This is a genomic window from Mesorhizobium sp. M0848 (assembly GCF_040319805.1).
Taxonomy (GTDB): domain Bacteria; phylum Pseudomonadota; class Alphaproteobacteria; order Rhizobiales; family Rhizobiaceae; genus Mesorhizobium.
Genome location: NZ_JAMYOM010000030.1, coordinates 29,654 through 45,968 on the forward strand (window position 1 = coordinate 29,654; position 16,315 = coordinate 45,968).

Below are 16,315 nucleotides of genomic sequence, written 5' to 3' on the forward strand. Positions count from 1 at the left end.
GAATGTGCAATCTGGGCCGAAAAACCTATATTTCCCATTCGGGAATGTGAACCATGAACTCGAAAGTGCAAAGCCTGAAAGCCTTTCTCACCAGCGCCGGCCAGGTTGCCCTGGTCGAAGTGACCGGAACAAAAGGCTCGACGCCACGCGAGAAGGGCGCCTTCATGCTCGTCTCGCAGGCGGCGATCTTTGGCACCATCGGCGGCGGTCAACTCGAATACATGGCGATCGACAAAGCCCGGCAGATGCTTTTCTCCCCCTCAAGGGGGGAGAGAACCCGCGCCGATCCGATCTTACCCGGCGGCTTCGCCGCCACCCTCCCCTCAAGGGGCAGGGAAAGCCGCGCGACCCTCGATGTGCCGCTAGGCCCGGAAATCGGCCAATGCTGCGGCGGGCGCGTCGAAGTGCTGATCCGGCTCGTCGATGCAGCCCTTGCCGCCGATCTGGTTGCGGCTGCGGAAGCCGAGGAGGCGCACCTGCCGCGTGTCTACATCTTCGGCGGCGGCCATGTCGGCCAGGCGCTGGCGTCGACGATCGCACTTCTTCCCGTGCACGGCATCGTCATCGAGACGCGGGCCGAAGCACTGGAAGGCATGCCGGAATCCGTCGAGACCAGGCTGACAGCTATGCCGGAAGCGATGGTGCGAAACGCTCCCGCTGGCGCCGCCTTCGCCATCCTGACCCACGATCATGCGCTGGATTTCCTGATCGTCGCCGAGGCGCTGAAACGCGGCGATGCCGCCTATGTCGGCATGATCGGGTCCAAGACCAAGAAAGCGACGTTCAAGAACTGGTTCCTGAAATCGGCGGACGGCAGCGAGGCGGAATTTGCCCGCCTCGTCTCGCCGATCGGCGGCGCTGCCGTCAAGGACAAGCGCCCGCAAGTCATTGCAGCGCTCGCGGCCGCCGAAATCATGACGGCGCTGGTCATGCACGCCACAGCATCAAATGCCGACCATCAGGTCCCGCACGACAAGGTGATGGTCGGCTAAGCTTGCGCCTCAACGCATCTCATGCCGGCCGCTTCAAGCCCAGATGCTCGCGCAAGGTGCGGCCTTCATAGTCCCTGCGGAACAGGCCGCGCCGCTGCAGTTCCGGCACGACCAGCGTCGCAAAGGCATCAAGTTCGCCGGGGAAATATGACGGCATGACGTTAAAACCGTCGGCCGCGCCACCCTCGAACCGAGCCTGCAGTTCGTCGGCGACTTGGGCCGCAGTGCCGACGATGCGCCAATGGCCACGCGCGCCGGCGAAATGCCGGGCAAGCTGGCGGATGGAGAGGCCGTCGCGGCGCGATTGCTCGATGACCAGCGCCTGCCGGCTTTTCATCCCCTCGCTCTCCGGCAGATCCGGCAGCGGCCCGTCGATCGGGTAGCACCACAGATCGGAGATGCTGAGATAGCTGGACAGCAGCGCAACGCCGACATCGTCGGGGATCAGCGCCTGCAATTCCTCATATTTTTCAAGGGCCTCCGCTTCGGTCTCCGCCACCACCGGCGCGACGCCGGGCATGATCTTGATGTCGTCAGGCTCGCGCCCATAGGCCGCCAGACGTCCCTTGAGATCGTCGTAAAAGGCCTTCGCTTCCTCGAAGGTCTGCGCCGCGGTGAACACCACATTGGCGGTGCGGGCGGCAAGGTCGCGGCCGACATCCGAGGCGCCGGCCTGAACCATGACCGGGGCGCCCTGCGGCGAGCTTGGCAGATCGAGCGGGTCGCGAACCGAAAAGCTCTGGCCGTCGTGACCGGAGGCGCCGAGCTTGCCGTTCCAGAGCCCGGTGACGACTTCGGCGAATTCACGCGCGCGCTCATAGCGATCGGCATGGGGCTTGAGGCCGGTCGAGCCGAAATTGGCGGCCTCGATGGGGCTGGCCGAGGTGACCAGGTTCCAGCCGGCGCGGCCGCCGCTCAGATGGTCGAGCGACAGGAAGGTTCGTGCCAGCCCATAGGGCTCGTTGTAGCTCGTCGAGGCTGTTGAGACGAGGCCGATGCGGCTGGTCTGGACGGCAAGCGCCGAAAGCAGGCTGATCGGCTCGAAGCCGATCGAGCGCGAGGTCTGGCTGGCAATGCCGACATTGGCTTCCCGCAGGCCCGCGGCATCTTCGCAGAAGATCATGTCGAATTTCGCCGCCTCTGCCGTGCGCGCCAGCGCGATGTAGTGGTCGATGTCAGTGCCGGCGGTGACGTGCGCCTTGGCATGGCGCCAGGCGGCGATGTGGTGGCCTGTCGCCCACAGGAAGGCGCCGAGTTTCATCTGGCGAGCGGTCATCGGTCACCTCCGCCGGCAAGCCCGAGATGCGAGCGCAACGTCGTGCCGCGATAGTTCTCTCGAAACAGGCCGCGCTGCCTCAGTTCCGGCAAAACCAGATCGACGAAATCGTCGAGCGCTGAAAGCTGTGCCGGCATCAGGATGTTGAACCCGTCGCAGCCTCTCGCCCGGAATTCCTTTTCCAGCCTCTCGGCGAGGGCAGCCGGCTTACTATCGGCGGTAGGCGCGACGTTCGTCAGCACTTTCACAGCGTCCGGATCGCGTCCGCACGCCGTGACACGGCGCCGGATATCGTCATAGCGTTCTGTCGTGCCCTCCACCGGTCCGCCGTCCAGCAGGATGATATCGGCGGTGCGAGCGGCAATATCGAAGTCGGATTCCTGCAGGCCCGACAAGACGAGCACTGGCGTATCCTGCGGCGACCGGGCGACGTTCAGCGGTCCGCGCACGGAAAAGGACGCGCCCTTGTGCTCGAGCAGGTGCATTTTTTCGGGGTCGTGGAAGCGGCCGCCGCTCTGGTCGAACAGCAGCGCGTCCGCATCCCAGCCCTGCCACAGACCTTGCACGATGCCGATATATTCCTCACTGCGACGGCGGAAATCGTCAGGCGAAAATCCTTCGGGCCGGCTGAAATTGGCTGTTTCCCGTGGCGCCTGCGCCATGGTCGCGTTCCAGCCACTGCGGCCATGGCTGATGATGTCGAGCGAAGCGAAACGGCGCGCCAGATTGTAGGGTTGGTGGGCAATTGTCGAGGCAGCGGCAACCAGGCCGATCCTGCTTGTGACAGTTGCCAATGCGGCCAGCAAAGTGGTCGCTTCGAAGGGCATCGGACTGTTCGCGGCACCGCCGCCGGAAGCCGGCGCTGAATCGGCAAGCAGCACCATGTCCAGGCCCGCCGCTTCGGCCTTTTGCACTAAACCGGCCAGGCGGCTGAATTCCCGCCCCGGTGATGGATCGATGGTTCCCGGAAACAGCGAAACGGCAAGATGCATTGTGGCGCCGTTGTCCATCGATGGTCCCTGCGAGACGAAATACCACCCGAACTATGTTCGCCACATCCAGGGATGGCAACCGCTGGCGCTGGGCCAAGCGCCGGTCACGTGCCGGCCAGCATTATTTCCCAGCTAGCAGATCGTTGATCAGTCGCTGGCAGCGCTCGGCCATGAAGTCGAGCAGCAGCCGTACTTTTGGATCCTGCAGCTTCTTGTGCGGATAGACGGCGGCGAACTGCACCGGTGTCGGTGGCGTGCTGCTCAGGATCACCTTCAGCCGCCGGTCGCGGATGAATGGCTCGACCTCGAAGCGCGGCTTGTTGATGATGCCGCGCCCCGAAAGCGCCCAGCCGGTCAGCACGTCGCCATCGTCGGTGTCGTAGGGCCCGTGCACTTCGAATTTCTGCGGGCCTGTGGGGGTCTGCAGCGTCCACACATATTCGCGCGCGCCGGAATAACGCAGCATCAGGCAGTCGTGCTTCTTGCCGATCAGCTCCTGCGGCTCCAACGGTTCGCCGCGGGCCTCGAGATATTTCGGCGCCGCCACCAGCACGCGCTCGCATTCCATGATGCCGCGCATCCTGAGGCTGGAATCTTCGATGATGCCGAGCCGGAAGGCGACATCGATGCCTTCCTTCATGATGTCGACATTGTGGTCCGAAAGCCTCAGCCTCACCTCGATGTCTGGGTATTTGTCGTGAAAATCGGGAATGCCCGAGGCGACCAGCCGGCGGCCGAGGCCCAAGGGTGCCGTAACGCGGATGGTGCCGCGCGGCTGGCCGGAAAGCGCCGAGACCGCGGCTTCCGCCTCGGTGATCGCCTCCAAGACCTGCTTGGCGCCCCCGTAAAAAACCGTGCCATGCTCGGTCGGCATCAATTGCCGCGTCGTGCGGTTGAACAGACGCACGCCCAGGTGCTTCTCCAACTCCTTGATGCGGTTGGAGGCGACCGCCGGCGAAATCCGCATGTCGCGACCGGCCGCCGACAGATTGCCGAGTTCGACCACGCGAACGAAGACGGCAATGTTGTCCAGATAGGCCATGCGGTTTCGTGGCTTTCCTGAGGCCGCCTTCGGGCGGCTCCCATCCTGCTGCGTGTGACTACCCTAGTATTTTCCATTTTTTTTTGAAAGTCATCGTGCGCCTCGCCTCTTTCCGTTTGCGCTCCAACCCGTAAAGTCGCCCAATCGGCAGGGACGATTTCAATGATGGATTTCGCGATTTTCTGGGACTGGCTAAGTTTTGCCGTGCGCTGGCTGCACGTCATCACCGGCATCGCCTGGATCGGCTCGTCCTTCTACTTCGTCGCGCTCGACCTCGGCCTGCGCCAGCGTCCCGGCATGCCCGTCGGCGCCTTCGGCGAGGAATGGCAGGTGCATGGCGGCGGCTTTTACCACATCCAGAAATATCTGGTGGCGCCGGCCGAAATGCCCGAGCATCTGACCTGGTTCAAATGGGAATCCTACGCCACCTGGCTGTCCGGCTTCGCCATGCTGTGCGTCGTCTATTATGCCGGGGCCGATCTGTTCCTGATCGATCCCAACGTGCTCCCAATGTCCGTCCCGGTCGGCATCCTGCTGTCGTTGGCAACGATCGGCGTCGGCTGGGTGGTCTATGATCTGCTGTGCCGCTCGCCGCTCGGCAAAAGCGACACCGGCCTGATGCTGGTGCTCTACTGTGTGCTGGTGTTCATCGCCTGGGGGCTGACGCATCTCTTCACCGGCCGCGCCGCCTTCCTGCATCTGGGCGCCATCACCGCCACGATCATGTCGGCCAACGTCTTCATGGTTATCATCCCCAACCAGAAGATCGTTGTCGCCGACCTCATCGCTGGCCGCAAGCCCGATCCGAAATACGGCAAGATCGCCAAGCAGCGCTCGCTGCACAACAACTATTTGACGCTGCCGGTGCTGTTTCTGATGCTGTCGAACCATTATCCCCTGGCGTTCGGCACTGAGTTCAACTGGGTCATCGCCTCGCTGGTGTTCATCATCGGCGTGCTGATCCGGCACTATTTCAACTCGATCCATGCCCGCAAAGGCAATCCGACCTGGACCTGGATGGCGGCACTCGTCCTGTTCATCGTCATCATCTGGCTGTCGACTGCGCCGAAAGTGCTGACCGGCGAACCCAAGGAATCCGCGTCGGCGCAAATCTATGTCGCTTCAGCGCATTTCCCGGCCGTGCGCGACACCGTGCTCGGCCGCTGCTCGATGTGCCATGCGGCGGAGCCGGTCTATGAGGGCATCTATCATGCACCGAAGGGCGTGATGCTCGACACCGATGCGGATATCGCCAACCACGCCCGCGAGATCTATCTGCAGGCCGGTCGCAGCCACGCCATGCCGCCCGCCAACGTCTCACAGATCACCGACAAGGAACGGGCGCTGCTGGTGGCCTGGTTCGAAGGCGCAGGGAAATAGCATGACCTCGACACTTCTGCGCGGCCGCACGCTGTCCTTCGTGCGCTGGCCGCAAACCATCGACGACCATTCCGCCTGGCGCTACGAAGAGGATGGCGGCCTGCTGATCCGCGACGGCAGGATCGTCGCCGCCGGCGCCTATGCCGAGGTTGAAAAGCAGGCCGGCGAAACGGTGAAGAGAATCGACCATCGGCCGCATCTGCTGCTGCCCGGCTTTATAGATGCCCATGTGCATTTTCCGCAGATGCAGGTCATCGCCTCCTATGGCGCAGAACTGCTCGACTGGTTGAAAACCTACACTTTTCCGGAGGAAACGAAGTTCGCCAACGCCCAGCACGGCCGCCGCATCGCGCGGCTGTTCCTCGACGAAATGGTGCGCCACGGTACAACAACGGTCGCCGCCTACTGCTCGGTGCACAAGGCTTCAGCCGAAGCCTTTTTCGCCGAGTCGCATGACCGCAACATGCTCAACATTGCCGGCAAGGTGATGATGGATCGCAATGCTCCCGACGGCGTGCTCGACACACCGCAATCCGGTTACGACGACACGAAGGCGCTGATCAAGGAATGGCATGGCAAGGGACGGCAGCACTACGCCATCACGCCGCGCTTCGCCATCACCTCGTCGCCGGAGCAGATGGAGATGGCGGGCGCGCTGTGTCTGGAATATCCCGACCTGCACATGCAGACGCATCTGTCGGAAAACCACGCCGAAATCGCTTTCACGCAGGAACTCTACCCGTGGTCGCGCGACTATACCGACGTTTACGAGCACTACGGGCTGTTGGGCAAAAAGAGCCTGTTTGGACATTGCATCCATCTGTCGGAGCGCGAAGCGGATGCGCTTTCGGACTCGGGCTCGGTAGCGGTGTTCTGCCCGACCTCCAACCTGTTCCTCGGTTCCGGCCTGTTCGACTACCAGCGCTTCCGGCGCCGCGGCAAGCCGGTCCGGATCGCCGCTGCCACCGATGTCGGCGGCGGCACCAACTACTCCATGCTGCGTACCATGGACGAGGGCTACAAGGTGATCGCGCTGAACGGAGAGAAGCTCAACCCGCTCCAGTCCTTCTGGCAGATGACGCGCGGCAATGCCGAGGCGCTGTCGGTGGCTGACAAGATCGGCACGCTGGATGAAGGCAGCGATGCCGACATCGTCGTGCTGGACGCCAGGGCAACGCCGGCGATGCGGCTCAGGATGGAAACGGTCGAGACGCTGGCGCAGGAACTGTTCCTGCTGCAGACGCTGGGTGACGACCGCACTGTCCGCGAGGTTTATGTGGCGGGGCGGCCAGCCAAGGCGGATATGATCGCGGGGTAAGAACCCTCACCCGGATTGCCAACCGAATTGCAAGGGCAATTCGGGGCAATCCGACCTCTCCCCGAGGGGAGAGGAGATCGCCAGTGCCGACGCTTCCTCTTCTCCCCACCGGGGAGAAGGTGGCCGCGAAGCGGCCGGATGAGGGGGCCGCTCCACGGAAGCTTGACCGAGCGGAGCTTGTCGTACACACGACGTGTGACGATTTCGGAGAAAGAAAATGGCCGTTGCTGACGACATCGCTCTGATCAAGAGACAGGAAGAGACCCTTGTCTTCGCCACCTTCGACGAGGCCGTCGCTTTCAAAATCGGCTCCGCCATTCGCGATCGTGCAATTGCCGAGAAACTGCCCATCATTGTCGACGTCAGGCTGTGGGATCGGCCGCTGTTCTACGCCGCGATGCCGGGTTCGAACGCCTCGAACCCCGACTGGGCGCGACGCAAGACCAATGTGGTCAAGCGGTTCCTGAGAAGCACCTACCACATGGTGCTGGAACAGCAGCGCCCGGACCGCAGCTTCAAGATCGGCGAAGGGCTGGATATTGCCGACTACGTGCTGGCCGGCGGTGGCTTTCCGGTGACCGTCACGGGCGCCGGCGTCATTGGTGTGATCGCCGTCTCCGGACTGCCGGAGCGGGAGGATCATGGCCTCGTCGTCGATGCGCTGTGCGATCATTTGGGCGTCGACAAGCGCGGCTTGGCATTGCCTCGGGACGCCGAATGACCGTGCTCGATCCCAAGGCCTTCCTGACCTCCATCTTCAACGCCGCCGTTGCCGCCGCCGATCCGGAACGAACCATCCGGGATCATCTGCCGGCCAAGCCAAAGGGCCGTACCATCGTCATCGGCGCGGGCAAAGGCTCGGCGCAGATGGCGGCAGCGTTCGAGAAAGTGTGGGCCGGCCCGATCGAAGGGCTGGTCGTCACCCGCTATGGCTATGGCGCGACCTGCGAGCGCATCGAGATCATCGAGGCGGCTCATCCGGTGCCGGACGCTGCCGGTCTGGAAGCCTCGCGGCGCCTGCTCGCCAAGGTCCAGGGTCTGACTGAGGATGACCTAGTGGTGGCGCTGATTTCCGGCGGCGGATCGGCGCTGTTGCCGTCGCCCGCTGGCGGCTTGACGTTGGCCGACGAGATCGCCGTCAATGAGGCGCTGCTCGCCTCGGGTGCGCCGATCGCGGCGATGAACACCATCCGCAAGCACCTTTCCACCATCAAGGGCGGCAGGCTGGCAGCGGCCGCATGGCCGGCCAGGGTGGTGTCGCTGATCGTCTCCGATATTCCCGGCGACAATCCGGCAATGGTCGCCTCCGGCCCAACCGTACCGGATACAGGCAGCCGCGCAGACGCGCTGGCCTCGATATCGGCCTATGGCATGAAACTGCCGGCCTCGGTGATGGCGCATATCAATTCGCCGGCCGCCGATGCGCCAAGCCCGGATGACGAGCGCTTTTCGCGCAACGAGGTGCATTTGATCGCTTCGGCCGGGGTGTCGCTCGAAGCGGCTGTTGCGGAAGCGAAACGGCAAGGCGTTGAAGCCATCATCCTCTCCGATGCGATCGAGGGCGAAGCGCGCGAAGTCGGCGGCGTCCATGCCGCGATCGCGCGCGAAGTGGCGACGCGCAACCGGCCATTTCAAAAGCCGGTGCTGATCCTGTCGGGCGGCGAGACAACCGTGACGCTGCGCGCAAAAGGCAAGGGCGGCCGCAATTCGGAATTCCTGCTGGCCTTCGCCATCGGCATCAATGGCGTCGACGGCATTCACGCGCTGGCCGCCGACACCGACGGCATCGACGGTTCGGAAGACAATGCCGGCGCCTTCGCCGATGGCTCGACCGTATCGCGCATGCGCGCAGCCGGGGTGGACGCCAAGGCTATGCTTGCCGGCAACAATGCCTGGACGGCCTTCAACGCGGTTGGCGATCTTTTCGTACCCGGCCCGACCGGTACGAATGTCAACGATCTCAGGGCAATTCTGATCAGGTAGCTGAAGCAATTCCAGGAAGTGTGAAGCGGTTTTCCGTCTGGAATCGCGCAAAAACAAAACTGATCAGGCGGCCATCAGCCGCTTCACCAGCTTCATATCCTGCAGGAACCGTTCGCGTTCGGCTTCCTTGTCCGCCCGATCGTGGATGCGCAGGATGAAGGAGGGATGGATGGTGATGAACACGCGCAATCCGTCCTCGCGCTCGATCACTTGTCCGCGCATCTTTGTCACCGGGATCGCCTTGCCGAGCAGCGACATCGCCGCTGTCGCGCCGAGTGCCACGGCGAGGTTAGGCTTGATCAGCTCGAATTCTTGGTCGATCCACCAGCGGCAGGCCTGAATCTCACCGGAATTCGGCTTGGAGTGGATGCGGCGCTTGCCGCGCGGCTCGAACTTGAAGTGCTTGACTGCGTTGGTGACATAGACCTTTTGCCGATCGACACCGGCATCGTCCAGGATCGCATCGAACACCTTGCCGGCCGGACCAACGAAAGGTTTGCCGGCGAGATCCTCCTGATCCCCCGGCTGTTCGCCGACGAAGATCACTTTGGCATTGTCGGGGCCCTCACCGAAGACGGTCTGCGTCGCGTCGCGCCAAAGCGGGCAGCGACGGCAGCCTTTCGCTACCTCACGCAACTCGGAAATCGTGCTTGCGGCATCGTCCTCCGCCGTCTCGGCAGGCTGTTGCTTCGGCCAATGCCGTGCCTGCACCTTTGCGTGGTGCGGCGCGGGTGTTGTCGGCATCTTCGCAATCATGTCCTTGGCGGCCTTGTCCGCTCCTGCGATCATGTCTGGAATGAGCGAGGCCTCGGGAAGGTTCCGCCAATATTTCTTTGGCATCTCCCTTTGCATCGCCTTCACCTTCAGCCGCGCCGGGTTGAAGATGTTCTCGAAATAAGTCCGCCAGAGCGCCTCGGTGTCGTCTTGATCAGGCGCATCGCCCTTGGCAGCACCCGGCCCCATCGCCAGCCTTTCGCCATCCCAATCGGCGGAGGCATAGGGCGTCAGGATCGTCCAGCGCATGCCGGTGAAACGCCTGACGAAGAAATCGGCGTTGCGCTCGACGATGAAATGATCCGGCTCGAACCAGGCGACATAGCGCTCATCGGCACCGTCGCCGATTTTTCGGAAGCGCACGAAGGCGTGCATCTTGTGGCTGTCGCGCCGCACCGCCTTTTCCATGGTCTCAAGCCGCCTGGTGTCGGGATCCGACGCGATTTCCAGCAGTTTAGGCTCGTCGCGCAATCGCCAAAGCACTCTGTAGATAAAGGCAAACCGGCCGGAATCGGAATGGCAGAACGCCGTTTCGGCATGCCCGATGAAGTCGCGCGGCACGACGAGCTGCGCGCCCGCAGGCACTTCAGGCAATTCTGCCTGATCAGAGCCCGGCGCGACATGCCAGCCGACGTCCTCGGGCCTGACCTCATTCAGGGCGAGCCGCCGTGCCGCGTCACGCCAGCCGGCAAAATCCGTCTCGCTGTCGAGCCGAACTCTGTATCTGGCGAGATCGAGTTGCGCCGGCCGCATGATCAAAACAACGATAATTGTTCGCAGGAGTAGGCGATCCTGTCGCGCAGGCCGGCCTTGTCGGTCAGCGCACCAGGTGACCAGCCTTCGGCGATGATGAAGGGCCTGAGCTTGGCGACCGACTGGCAGATCCGTCCGACGTCCTCGAGCCGCATGCGCCGGTGCCGGCGCGTCTCCAAAATCTTCGCCACCACCTTGGTGCCGAGACCCGGCACCCGCAGCAGCGCTTCGCGGTCGGCGCGGTTGATGTCGACCGGAAACTGTCCCCGGTTGCGCAGCGCCCAGGCGAGCTTCGGGTCTATGGCGAGATCGAGCATGCCGTCGCTGCTCCCGGCAAGGATTTCCGGCTGTGAAAACCCATAGAACCGCATCAGCCAGTCGGCCTGATAGAGCCGGTGCTCGCGCATCAGCGGTGGTTTCAGCAAGGGCAGCGACGATGACGAATCCGGAATGGGGCTGAAAGCCGAGTAATAGACGCGCCGCAGATGATAGCTGCCATAGAGCCGCGCGCTGGTGTGAAGGATGCCGTCGTCGGATGTCTTGTCGGCGCCGATGATCATCTGCGTCGACTGACCGCCCGGCACAAAGCGTTCGCGCTTCTTGGTCTTCAAAGTCGGCTCAGCCTTCTCCTCCATCTTCTGGCGCAGCCTGGCCATGGAAAGCCGGATTGTCTCCGGCTTCTTCTCGGGCGCCAGCCGCTTCACGCCCTCATCGGTCGGCAGTTCAACGTTGATCGACAGCCGGTCGGCATAAAGCCCTGCCTTCTCGACCAGTTCCGCCGAACTTTCCGGGATCGTCTTCAGATGGATGTAGCCGGAGAACTTCTCCTCCAAGCGCAGCCGGCGTGCCACCTCGACCATCTCGCCCATGGTCTCGTCCGGTGAGCGGACGACGCCGGAGGACAGGAACAGGCCTTCGATATAGTTGCGCCTGTAGAAATCCATGGTCAGTTTCACCACCTCTTCGATGGTGAAACGGGCGCGCCGCACATTGGACGACGAGCGGTTGATGCAATAGCTGCAATCGTAGATGCAGAAATTGGTCAGCAGGATCTTGAGAAGGGAAATGCAGCGGCCATCCGGCGCGTAGGAATGACAGATGCCCATGCCTTCGGTGGAGCCGATGCCGCCGGATTTCAAGGAATCCTTTTTTGCAGCACCGGAAGAGGCGCAGGAGGCATCGTATTTGGCGGCGTCGGAGAGGATCGCCAGCTTTTCACGGACGGTAAGTGCGCTCATATGTTCATGATATGTTCTGAACAGGAGATCCGCTACCTCATTTGATGGAGGCGGCGAAAAAGTGATCGCCGCCCATCATGAATCCATCAAACCTCGTGCAGATAGAGGTGGTAATCCAGTTCGCTGACCGTGCGTGCCACCCGCAGATACTCGGACTGTTTGATCGCCACGAACGTCCGGTGCAGGTCCTCGCCGAGCGCGTTCTTCAGGAAGCTGGACGTCCGCGCCGCTTCGATCGCGGCGCGCCAGTCGACAGGCATGGTCGTGCGCGTGACCGCTGCCTCATAGCCGTTGCCGGTCGTTTCGGGGCCCGGATCGAGGCCTTCATCCATGCCCTTGATGATGCCGGCGAGCACGGTCGCGGCGATCAGATAAGGGTTGGCGTCGACGCCGGACGGGCGGTGCTCGATGCGCCGGTTCTTCGCGTCGCCTGCCGGCACGCGTAGCGCCACCGAGCGGTTGTTGACGCCCCAGGTCGGCGCCACCGGCGCATAGGATTGCGAGACGAAACGCCGCCAGGAATTGGCGTGCGGCGCAAACACCAGCATCGATTCCGCCATCGTCTGGATGAGGCCACCAAGCCCCTGCAGCAGCGGCAGCGACCAGCTCTCGCCGCCGGCTTCGGCAAAGACGTTTCGGCCGGCCTTGTCCTGCAGCGAGACGTGGAAATGCATGCCCGAGCCGGCATATTTCTCGATCGGCTTGGCCATGAAACAGGCGGTGACGCCATGGCGGCGCGCCTGCGCCCGCACCAGCCGCTTCAGCATGACCAGATCGTCGGCCGCCCGCATCACATCCTTGCGGTAGTTCAGCGTCAGTTCGTACTGGCCGGGCGCATATTCGGAAATCACCGTCTCGGCCGGAATGCCTTGCGCCTTGGCCGCGGCATAGATGTCGGAGAACAGCGGCTCCATGCCGTGCAGATGATCGACCGAATAGACTTCAGTCTTGCCCGAGACGCGGCCGTCGAGCACGGCGCGCGCGGGCTGCACCTTGCCGTCGGCGTCGCGTTCGTTGGCCAGCAGGAAGAATTCAAGTTCGAAGGCGCCGGCCGGATAGAGACCCTTGGCCGCCAGGATCTCCACCTGCCGAGCCAGCGCCAGCCGCGGATCCGACGACATCGGCCGGCCGTCGAGCATGTACATCGCCATCAGCAACTGGCCGCGCGGCGGGCTCGTGCCATAGAGCGGCACCAGCGTGCCGGGGATCGGCCAGGCCCTGAGGTCGCCGTCGCCGGTGGTCCAGATCAGCCCGGTCTCGTGTACATCCTCGCCTGTGATATCGAGGCCGAGGATCGAGATCGGCATGTGGCGGCCGCCCTCGAAGATGCTTTTCAGCTCATGCCGGCGCACGATCTTGCCACGGCCGACGCCATTGGCATCGGTCAGGACGATATCGAAGGCCTCGATCTCGGGATGGGCGTCGAGAAAGGCTTGCGCCTCGGCAGGTGTCGAGCCCGAAGGTGAGGTTATCATGGCATTGGGGTGGTCCATCGCCGCTTGTCTCATGCCGCAAGCTTCGCCGCAACCGCGCCGAAGGCGGTGATCAGCCGGTTGACCTGGGCAGCCGAGGTCGCCGGCGAGATCAGCATCATGTTGTGGAAGGGTGCGATCAGCACGCCGCGATTGACCAGCGCGACATGGATGGCGGCCTCCAGTTCCGGTGCATGCGCCATTTCCGCCTCGGCGCCATTGCGCAGCGGACCGGGCGCACAGATGAACTCGACGCGGGCGCCGACGCGGGAAACATGCCAGGGCAGACGATAGCGATCGATCACGCCGATCAGCCCGGCATCGAGCCGCCGCGCCAGATGATCCATCCGGTCGTAATTCCCCTCGGTCATCACCTCTTCGAGCGTGGCGCGCATCGCCGCGAACTGCAGCGGGTTGGCCGACAGCGTCGTGCCCATGCCGGAATAGCCCGGCTCCTTGGTCCTGTTGTAATCCGCGTAGCGTGAGGCAACGTCGTCGCTCATGCCCCAGACACTGGCCGGCACACCTCCGGCAATCGGCTTGCCCAGCACGAAGAGGTCCGGGTCGAGGCCATACTTCCTCGTATAGCCGCCGGGGCCGGTCGAGATCGTGTGCGTCTCGTCGATCAGAAGCAGCGTGCCGGCTTGGCGTGTCAGTTTGCGCAGGGCGTCATGGTAACCCGGATCGGCCAGCACCATACAGGAGTTGGTCAGCACCGGTTCGGCAATGACGCAGGCCACATCCTTATCCCTGAGCGCGGCTTCGAGTGCTGAAACATCGTTGAACTCGATGACCTTGGCCGTGCGGGTCAGGTCGCGGAACTCGCCCGCCAATCCCGGCCGGTTGACGGGCTTGCCGTCGATCAGCCGCACCATCGTCTCGTCGACCGAGCCATGATAGCAGCCGTTGAAGACCAGGATTTTTTCGCGGCCGGTGACGGCACGGGCAACACGCAGCGCAAAGCGGTTGGCGTCGGTCGCCGTCGTCGCGATCTGCCAGAACGGCAGGCCGAAGCGCTGCTGCAGCAGCGGCCCTATGGCCAGCGCATCTTCCGAAGGCAGCATATAGGTCAGGCCGCGTCCGGCCTGGCGGCGGATGGCGCGTGCCACCGGTGGCGGCGAATGGCCGAACATCGAGCCGGTGTCTCCAAGGCAGAAATCGTCGAGCTTGTTTCCGTCGATGTCGGTGATCGTCGCGCCCCTGGCGTTGTCGACCAGGATCGGGAACGGCGTCGGCCAATCGTTCATCCAGTGCATCGGGACGCCGCCGAAGAAGCCGGGCAGGCCGTTGCCGATCTTGGCTTGCGATTTTGGCCGCGCCTTGCGGAAGGCTGCCCCCTCGGTTTCGCGCAAATCGGCAATGCGGTCGCGGCCGATGCCGCCGATGGACGTCTTGGACATATCGCTGTGCATGAAAACCCCTCTGGTCGATCCCTCTTAGCCAATCCGTGTCCGCATCCGCAATTGGCCGCGCATCTGTCCTGCGTTGGCTCAGCCTTTGGCAGCGGCGCTTGACCGTGCTGCCGAAGTCAGCGCCAATATGAGCGGGATTTGAGGTGGAGGGGCAAAATGAGAACGATCATGTGTGTGGCAATGCTTCTGTCGTCGGCTGGCGCTGCCTTTGCGTCGGGCGGCATCTGGTGCTCCACCGAGGACACGGCGGCGACATTCGAGGTCGAGGCAGGCGTCACCAGAGGCATGGGCGGGCCGACCTTCAACTTTCGCGGCAACCTCGAAATTCTGAGCCGGCCTGCCGGCGACAGCCTGCGCAAGACCGTGTTCGAGGATTCCAACCTGACGCAGTACTGGCTCGACGGCAAGGAATTGCGGCTGAACATCTATCGTGAGCACGAGGCCGCGCAAAAGATCAACTCGATCGAACTGACGATCCTGACCAAGACCAGCGACGAAGGCGTCTATGACGGGAGCTATACGCTCTCCATCTACGACGCCGCGGCGGATACGGACCAGGACGGCAAACCGGTTGAAATCAGCGGCAAAGTGTCGTGTGGAGCGGAGTGAGCGGGGTCAGGCCGTGATGTCGATGACGCCGCAATCGCCGGCGGCACTGCCGAAGGCGACACGGCGTTCTTCCTTGTCCCACATCATCGAGGTGATGGAGCCCTTGCCCGGCCGTCGCAACAGCACTTCCTTGGCGTCGGCAAAACGCACCGCCATCACCATGCCGTCATCATAGCCTATGGCGACGACATCCTGGCTCGGATGGCAGGCGACAGCCGTCACCATGGCGTTGCCTCGCGTGCCGAGTTCCAGCGGCGCCTTGCCCATCGGCCCATCCTTGCCCGAAAACGGCCAGACGATCGCCGCCGGCGCGCCGGAACTCGCCAGCCACTTGCCCTTCACGCTCCACGACAGGCTTTTCACCTTGCCGGGATAGCCGGTCATGCGCATGTGCTTGCCGTCGGCGAGCTTCCAGCCGTGCAGCGCGTTTTCCTGCATGGTGGTGACGAGGAAGGCGCCATCCGGCGAGAAGGTGACGCCGGTGTGGGCACCGGCCCATTCGAGTTCCACCGGCTTGCCCTCGGCGGCGGGGAAATGCAGCGTCGCGCCATTGTAGCGGGCAACGCCGAAGCGCATGCCCTTGGGCGAGAAGGCCAGGCCCTCGACCGAACGCGGATGGGTGAATTCCCTGGTCTTGCCGTCGGCGAAGCGCACGAAGGCGGTCTTGCCTGAGGCATAGGCGATGGCGCCTTGCGGCCCGGCGGCAACGCTGGTGATCCACTTCCTGGCGGCGCTTGCCAATTCCGTGGCCTCGCCGCCCGCTTTCACGGCAAACACCTTGCCGTCCTCGCCGCCGGTGATCAGCCGGTCGTTGGCCGCATCATGGAAGGCGGCCAGCAGCCCGTCATTGGCCTGAACTGTCTTGTGGCCATGGTCGAGCCGATGGACGACGCCGTCGGCCATCGCGAAATGCGGCACGTCACCGAGAAAGACGGCGGCGATGCAATGGCCTTCGAGATCAAGCGGGGCGACTGTGGGCATGACTATTCTTATTCACCTGGACGAGATTGTAGAGACAGCCCGGGCGGCTTACTCGACGTTTGCGGTTCCGGCAACCATGAGGTTAGGCAAGTC

At 63.4% G+C, this 16,315-nt stretch carries 14 protein-coding genes; 6 read left to right on the plus strand and 8 right to left on the minus strand.

The annotated features are described in order from the left end of the window. Positions 1-53: 53 nt before the first annotated feature. Positions 54-992 (plus strand): xanthine dehydrogenase accessory protein XdhC, encoded by a 939-nt coding sequence (gene xdhC, locus NKH95_RS28080; RefSeq protein ID WP_023813627.1) that lies wholly within the window; start codon positions 54-56, stop codon positions 990-992. A 19-nt stretch (positions 993-1,011) separates the two neighbouring features. On the opposite strand, the gene NKH95_RS28085 is transcribed toward xdhC, so the two are convergent. From NKH95_RS28085 to NKH95_RS28095, 3 genes are all read right to left on the minus strand, one after another. Further along, positions 1,012-2,268 carry an LLM class flavin-dependent oxidoreductase gene (locus NKH95_RS28085; RefSeq protein ID WP_128302773.1) on the minus strand — a complete coding sequence of 419 codons (1,257 nt, stop codon included), beginning with the start codon at positions 2,266-2,268 and terminating at the stop codon, positions 1,012-1,014. Then, a complete protein-coding gene (locus NKH95_RS28090) occupies positions 2,265-3,278 on the minus strand; it encodes an LLM class flavin-dependent oxidoreductase (protein WP_128302774.1) in 1,014 nt (337 codons plus the stop codon). Before NKH95_RS28090 ends, NKH95_RS28085 begins: the two co-directional genes overlap by 4 nt. 103 nt (positions 3,279-3,381) lie before the next feature. Next, positions 3,382-4,302 carry a LysR family transcriptional regulator gene (locus NKH95_RS28095; protein WP_128302775.1) on the minus strand — a complete coding sequence of 307 codons (921 nt, stop codon included), beginning with the start codon at positions 4,300-4,302 and terminating at the stop codon, positions 3,382-3,384. Positions 4,303-4,464: 162 nt separating this feature from the next. Here NKH95_RS28095 and NKH95_RS28100 point away from each other — a divergent pair, with 162 nt between their 5' ends. The 4 genes from NKH95_RS28100 (at position 4,465) to NKH95_RS28115 (ending at position 8,983) form a co-directional block, all read left to right on the plus strand. After that, positions 4,465-5,682: a urate hydroxylase PuuD gene (locus NKH95_RS28100; RefSeq protein WP_352442653.1), complete on the plus strand. Its 1,218-nt coding sequence runs from the start codon at positions 4,465-4,467 to the stop codon at positions 5,680-5,682. Between the two features lies 1 nt (position 5,683). Continuing rightward, on the plus strand, positions 5,684-7,000 hold the full coding sequence (gene guaD / locus NKH95_RS28105; RefSeq protein ID WP_128302777.1) for a guanine deaminase: 1,317 nt from the start codon (positions 5,684-5,686) through the stop codon (positions 6,998-7,000). Between the two features lie 217 nt (positions 7,001-7,217). Continuing rightward, complete coding sequence (locus NKH95_RS28110) at positions 7,218-7,721, plus strand: heme-degrading domain-containing protein (protein ID WP_128302778.1); 504 nt, start codon at positions 7,218-7,220, stop codon at positions 7,719-7,721. Continuing rightward, positions 7,718-8,983, plus strand: a complete 1,266-nt coding sequence (locus NKH95_RS28115; RefSeq protein WP_352442654.1) for a glycerate kinase type-2 family protein — start codon at positions 7,718-7,720, stop codon at positions 8,981-8,983. Before NKH95_RS28110 ends, NKH95_RS28115 begins: the two co-directional genes overlap by 4 nt. A 63-nt stretch (positions 8,984-9,046) precedes the next feature. On the opposite strand, the gene NKH95_RS28120 is transcribed toward NKH95_RS28115, so the two are convergent. From NKH95_RS28120 to NKH95_RS28135, 4 genes are all read right to left on the minus strand, one after another. Continuing rightward, on the minus strand, positions 9,047-10,510 hold the full coding sequence (locus NKH95_RS28120) for a UdgX family uracil-DNA binding protein (protein ID WP_352442655.1): 1,464 nt from the start codon (positions 10,508-10,510) through the stop codon (positions 9,047-9,049). A 2-nt stretch (positions 10,511-10,512) separates the two neighbouring features. After that, complete coding sequence (locus NKH95_RS28125) at positions 10,513-11,748, minus strand: putative DNA modification/repair radical SAM protein (protein ID WP_023813618.1); 1,236 nt, start codon at positions 11,746-11,748, stop codon at positions 10,513-10,515. 86 nt (positions 11,749-11,834) lie between these two features. After that, entirely contained in the window at positions 11,835-13,256 is a 1,422-nt protein-coding gene (locus NKH95_RS28130) for a glutamine synthetase family protein (protein ID WP_502895369.1), read from the minus strand. Further along, complete coding sequence (locus tag NKH95_RS28135; protein ID WP_352442657.1) at positions 13,253-14,632, minus strand: aspartate aminotransferase family protein; 1,380 nt, start codon at positions 14,630-14,632, stop codon at positions 13,253-13,255. Before NKH95_RS28135 ends, NKH95_RS28130 begins: the two co-directional genes overlap by 4 nt. 156 nt (positions 14,633-14,788) lie before the next feature. Here NKH95_RS28135 and NKH95_RS28140 point away from each other — a divergent pair, with 156 nt between their 5' ends. Further along, positions 14,789-15,241, plus strand: a complete 453-nt coding sequence (locus tag NKH95_RS28140; protein WP_023813615.1) for a hypothetical protein — start codon at positions 14,789-14,791, stop codon at positions 15,239-15,241. A gap of 6 nt (positions 15,242-15,247) precedes the next feature. On the opposite strand, the gene NKH95_RS28145 is transcribed toward NKH95_RS28140, so the two are convergent. After that, positions 15,248-16,222 (minus strand): WD40 repeat domain-containing protein, encoded by a 975-nt coding sequence (locus tag NKH95_RS28145; protein ID WP_023813614.1) that lies wholly within the window; start codon positions 16,220-16,222, stop codon positions 15,248-15,250. Positions 16,223-16,315: the final 93 nt, after the last annotated feature.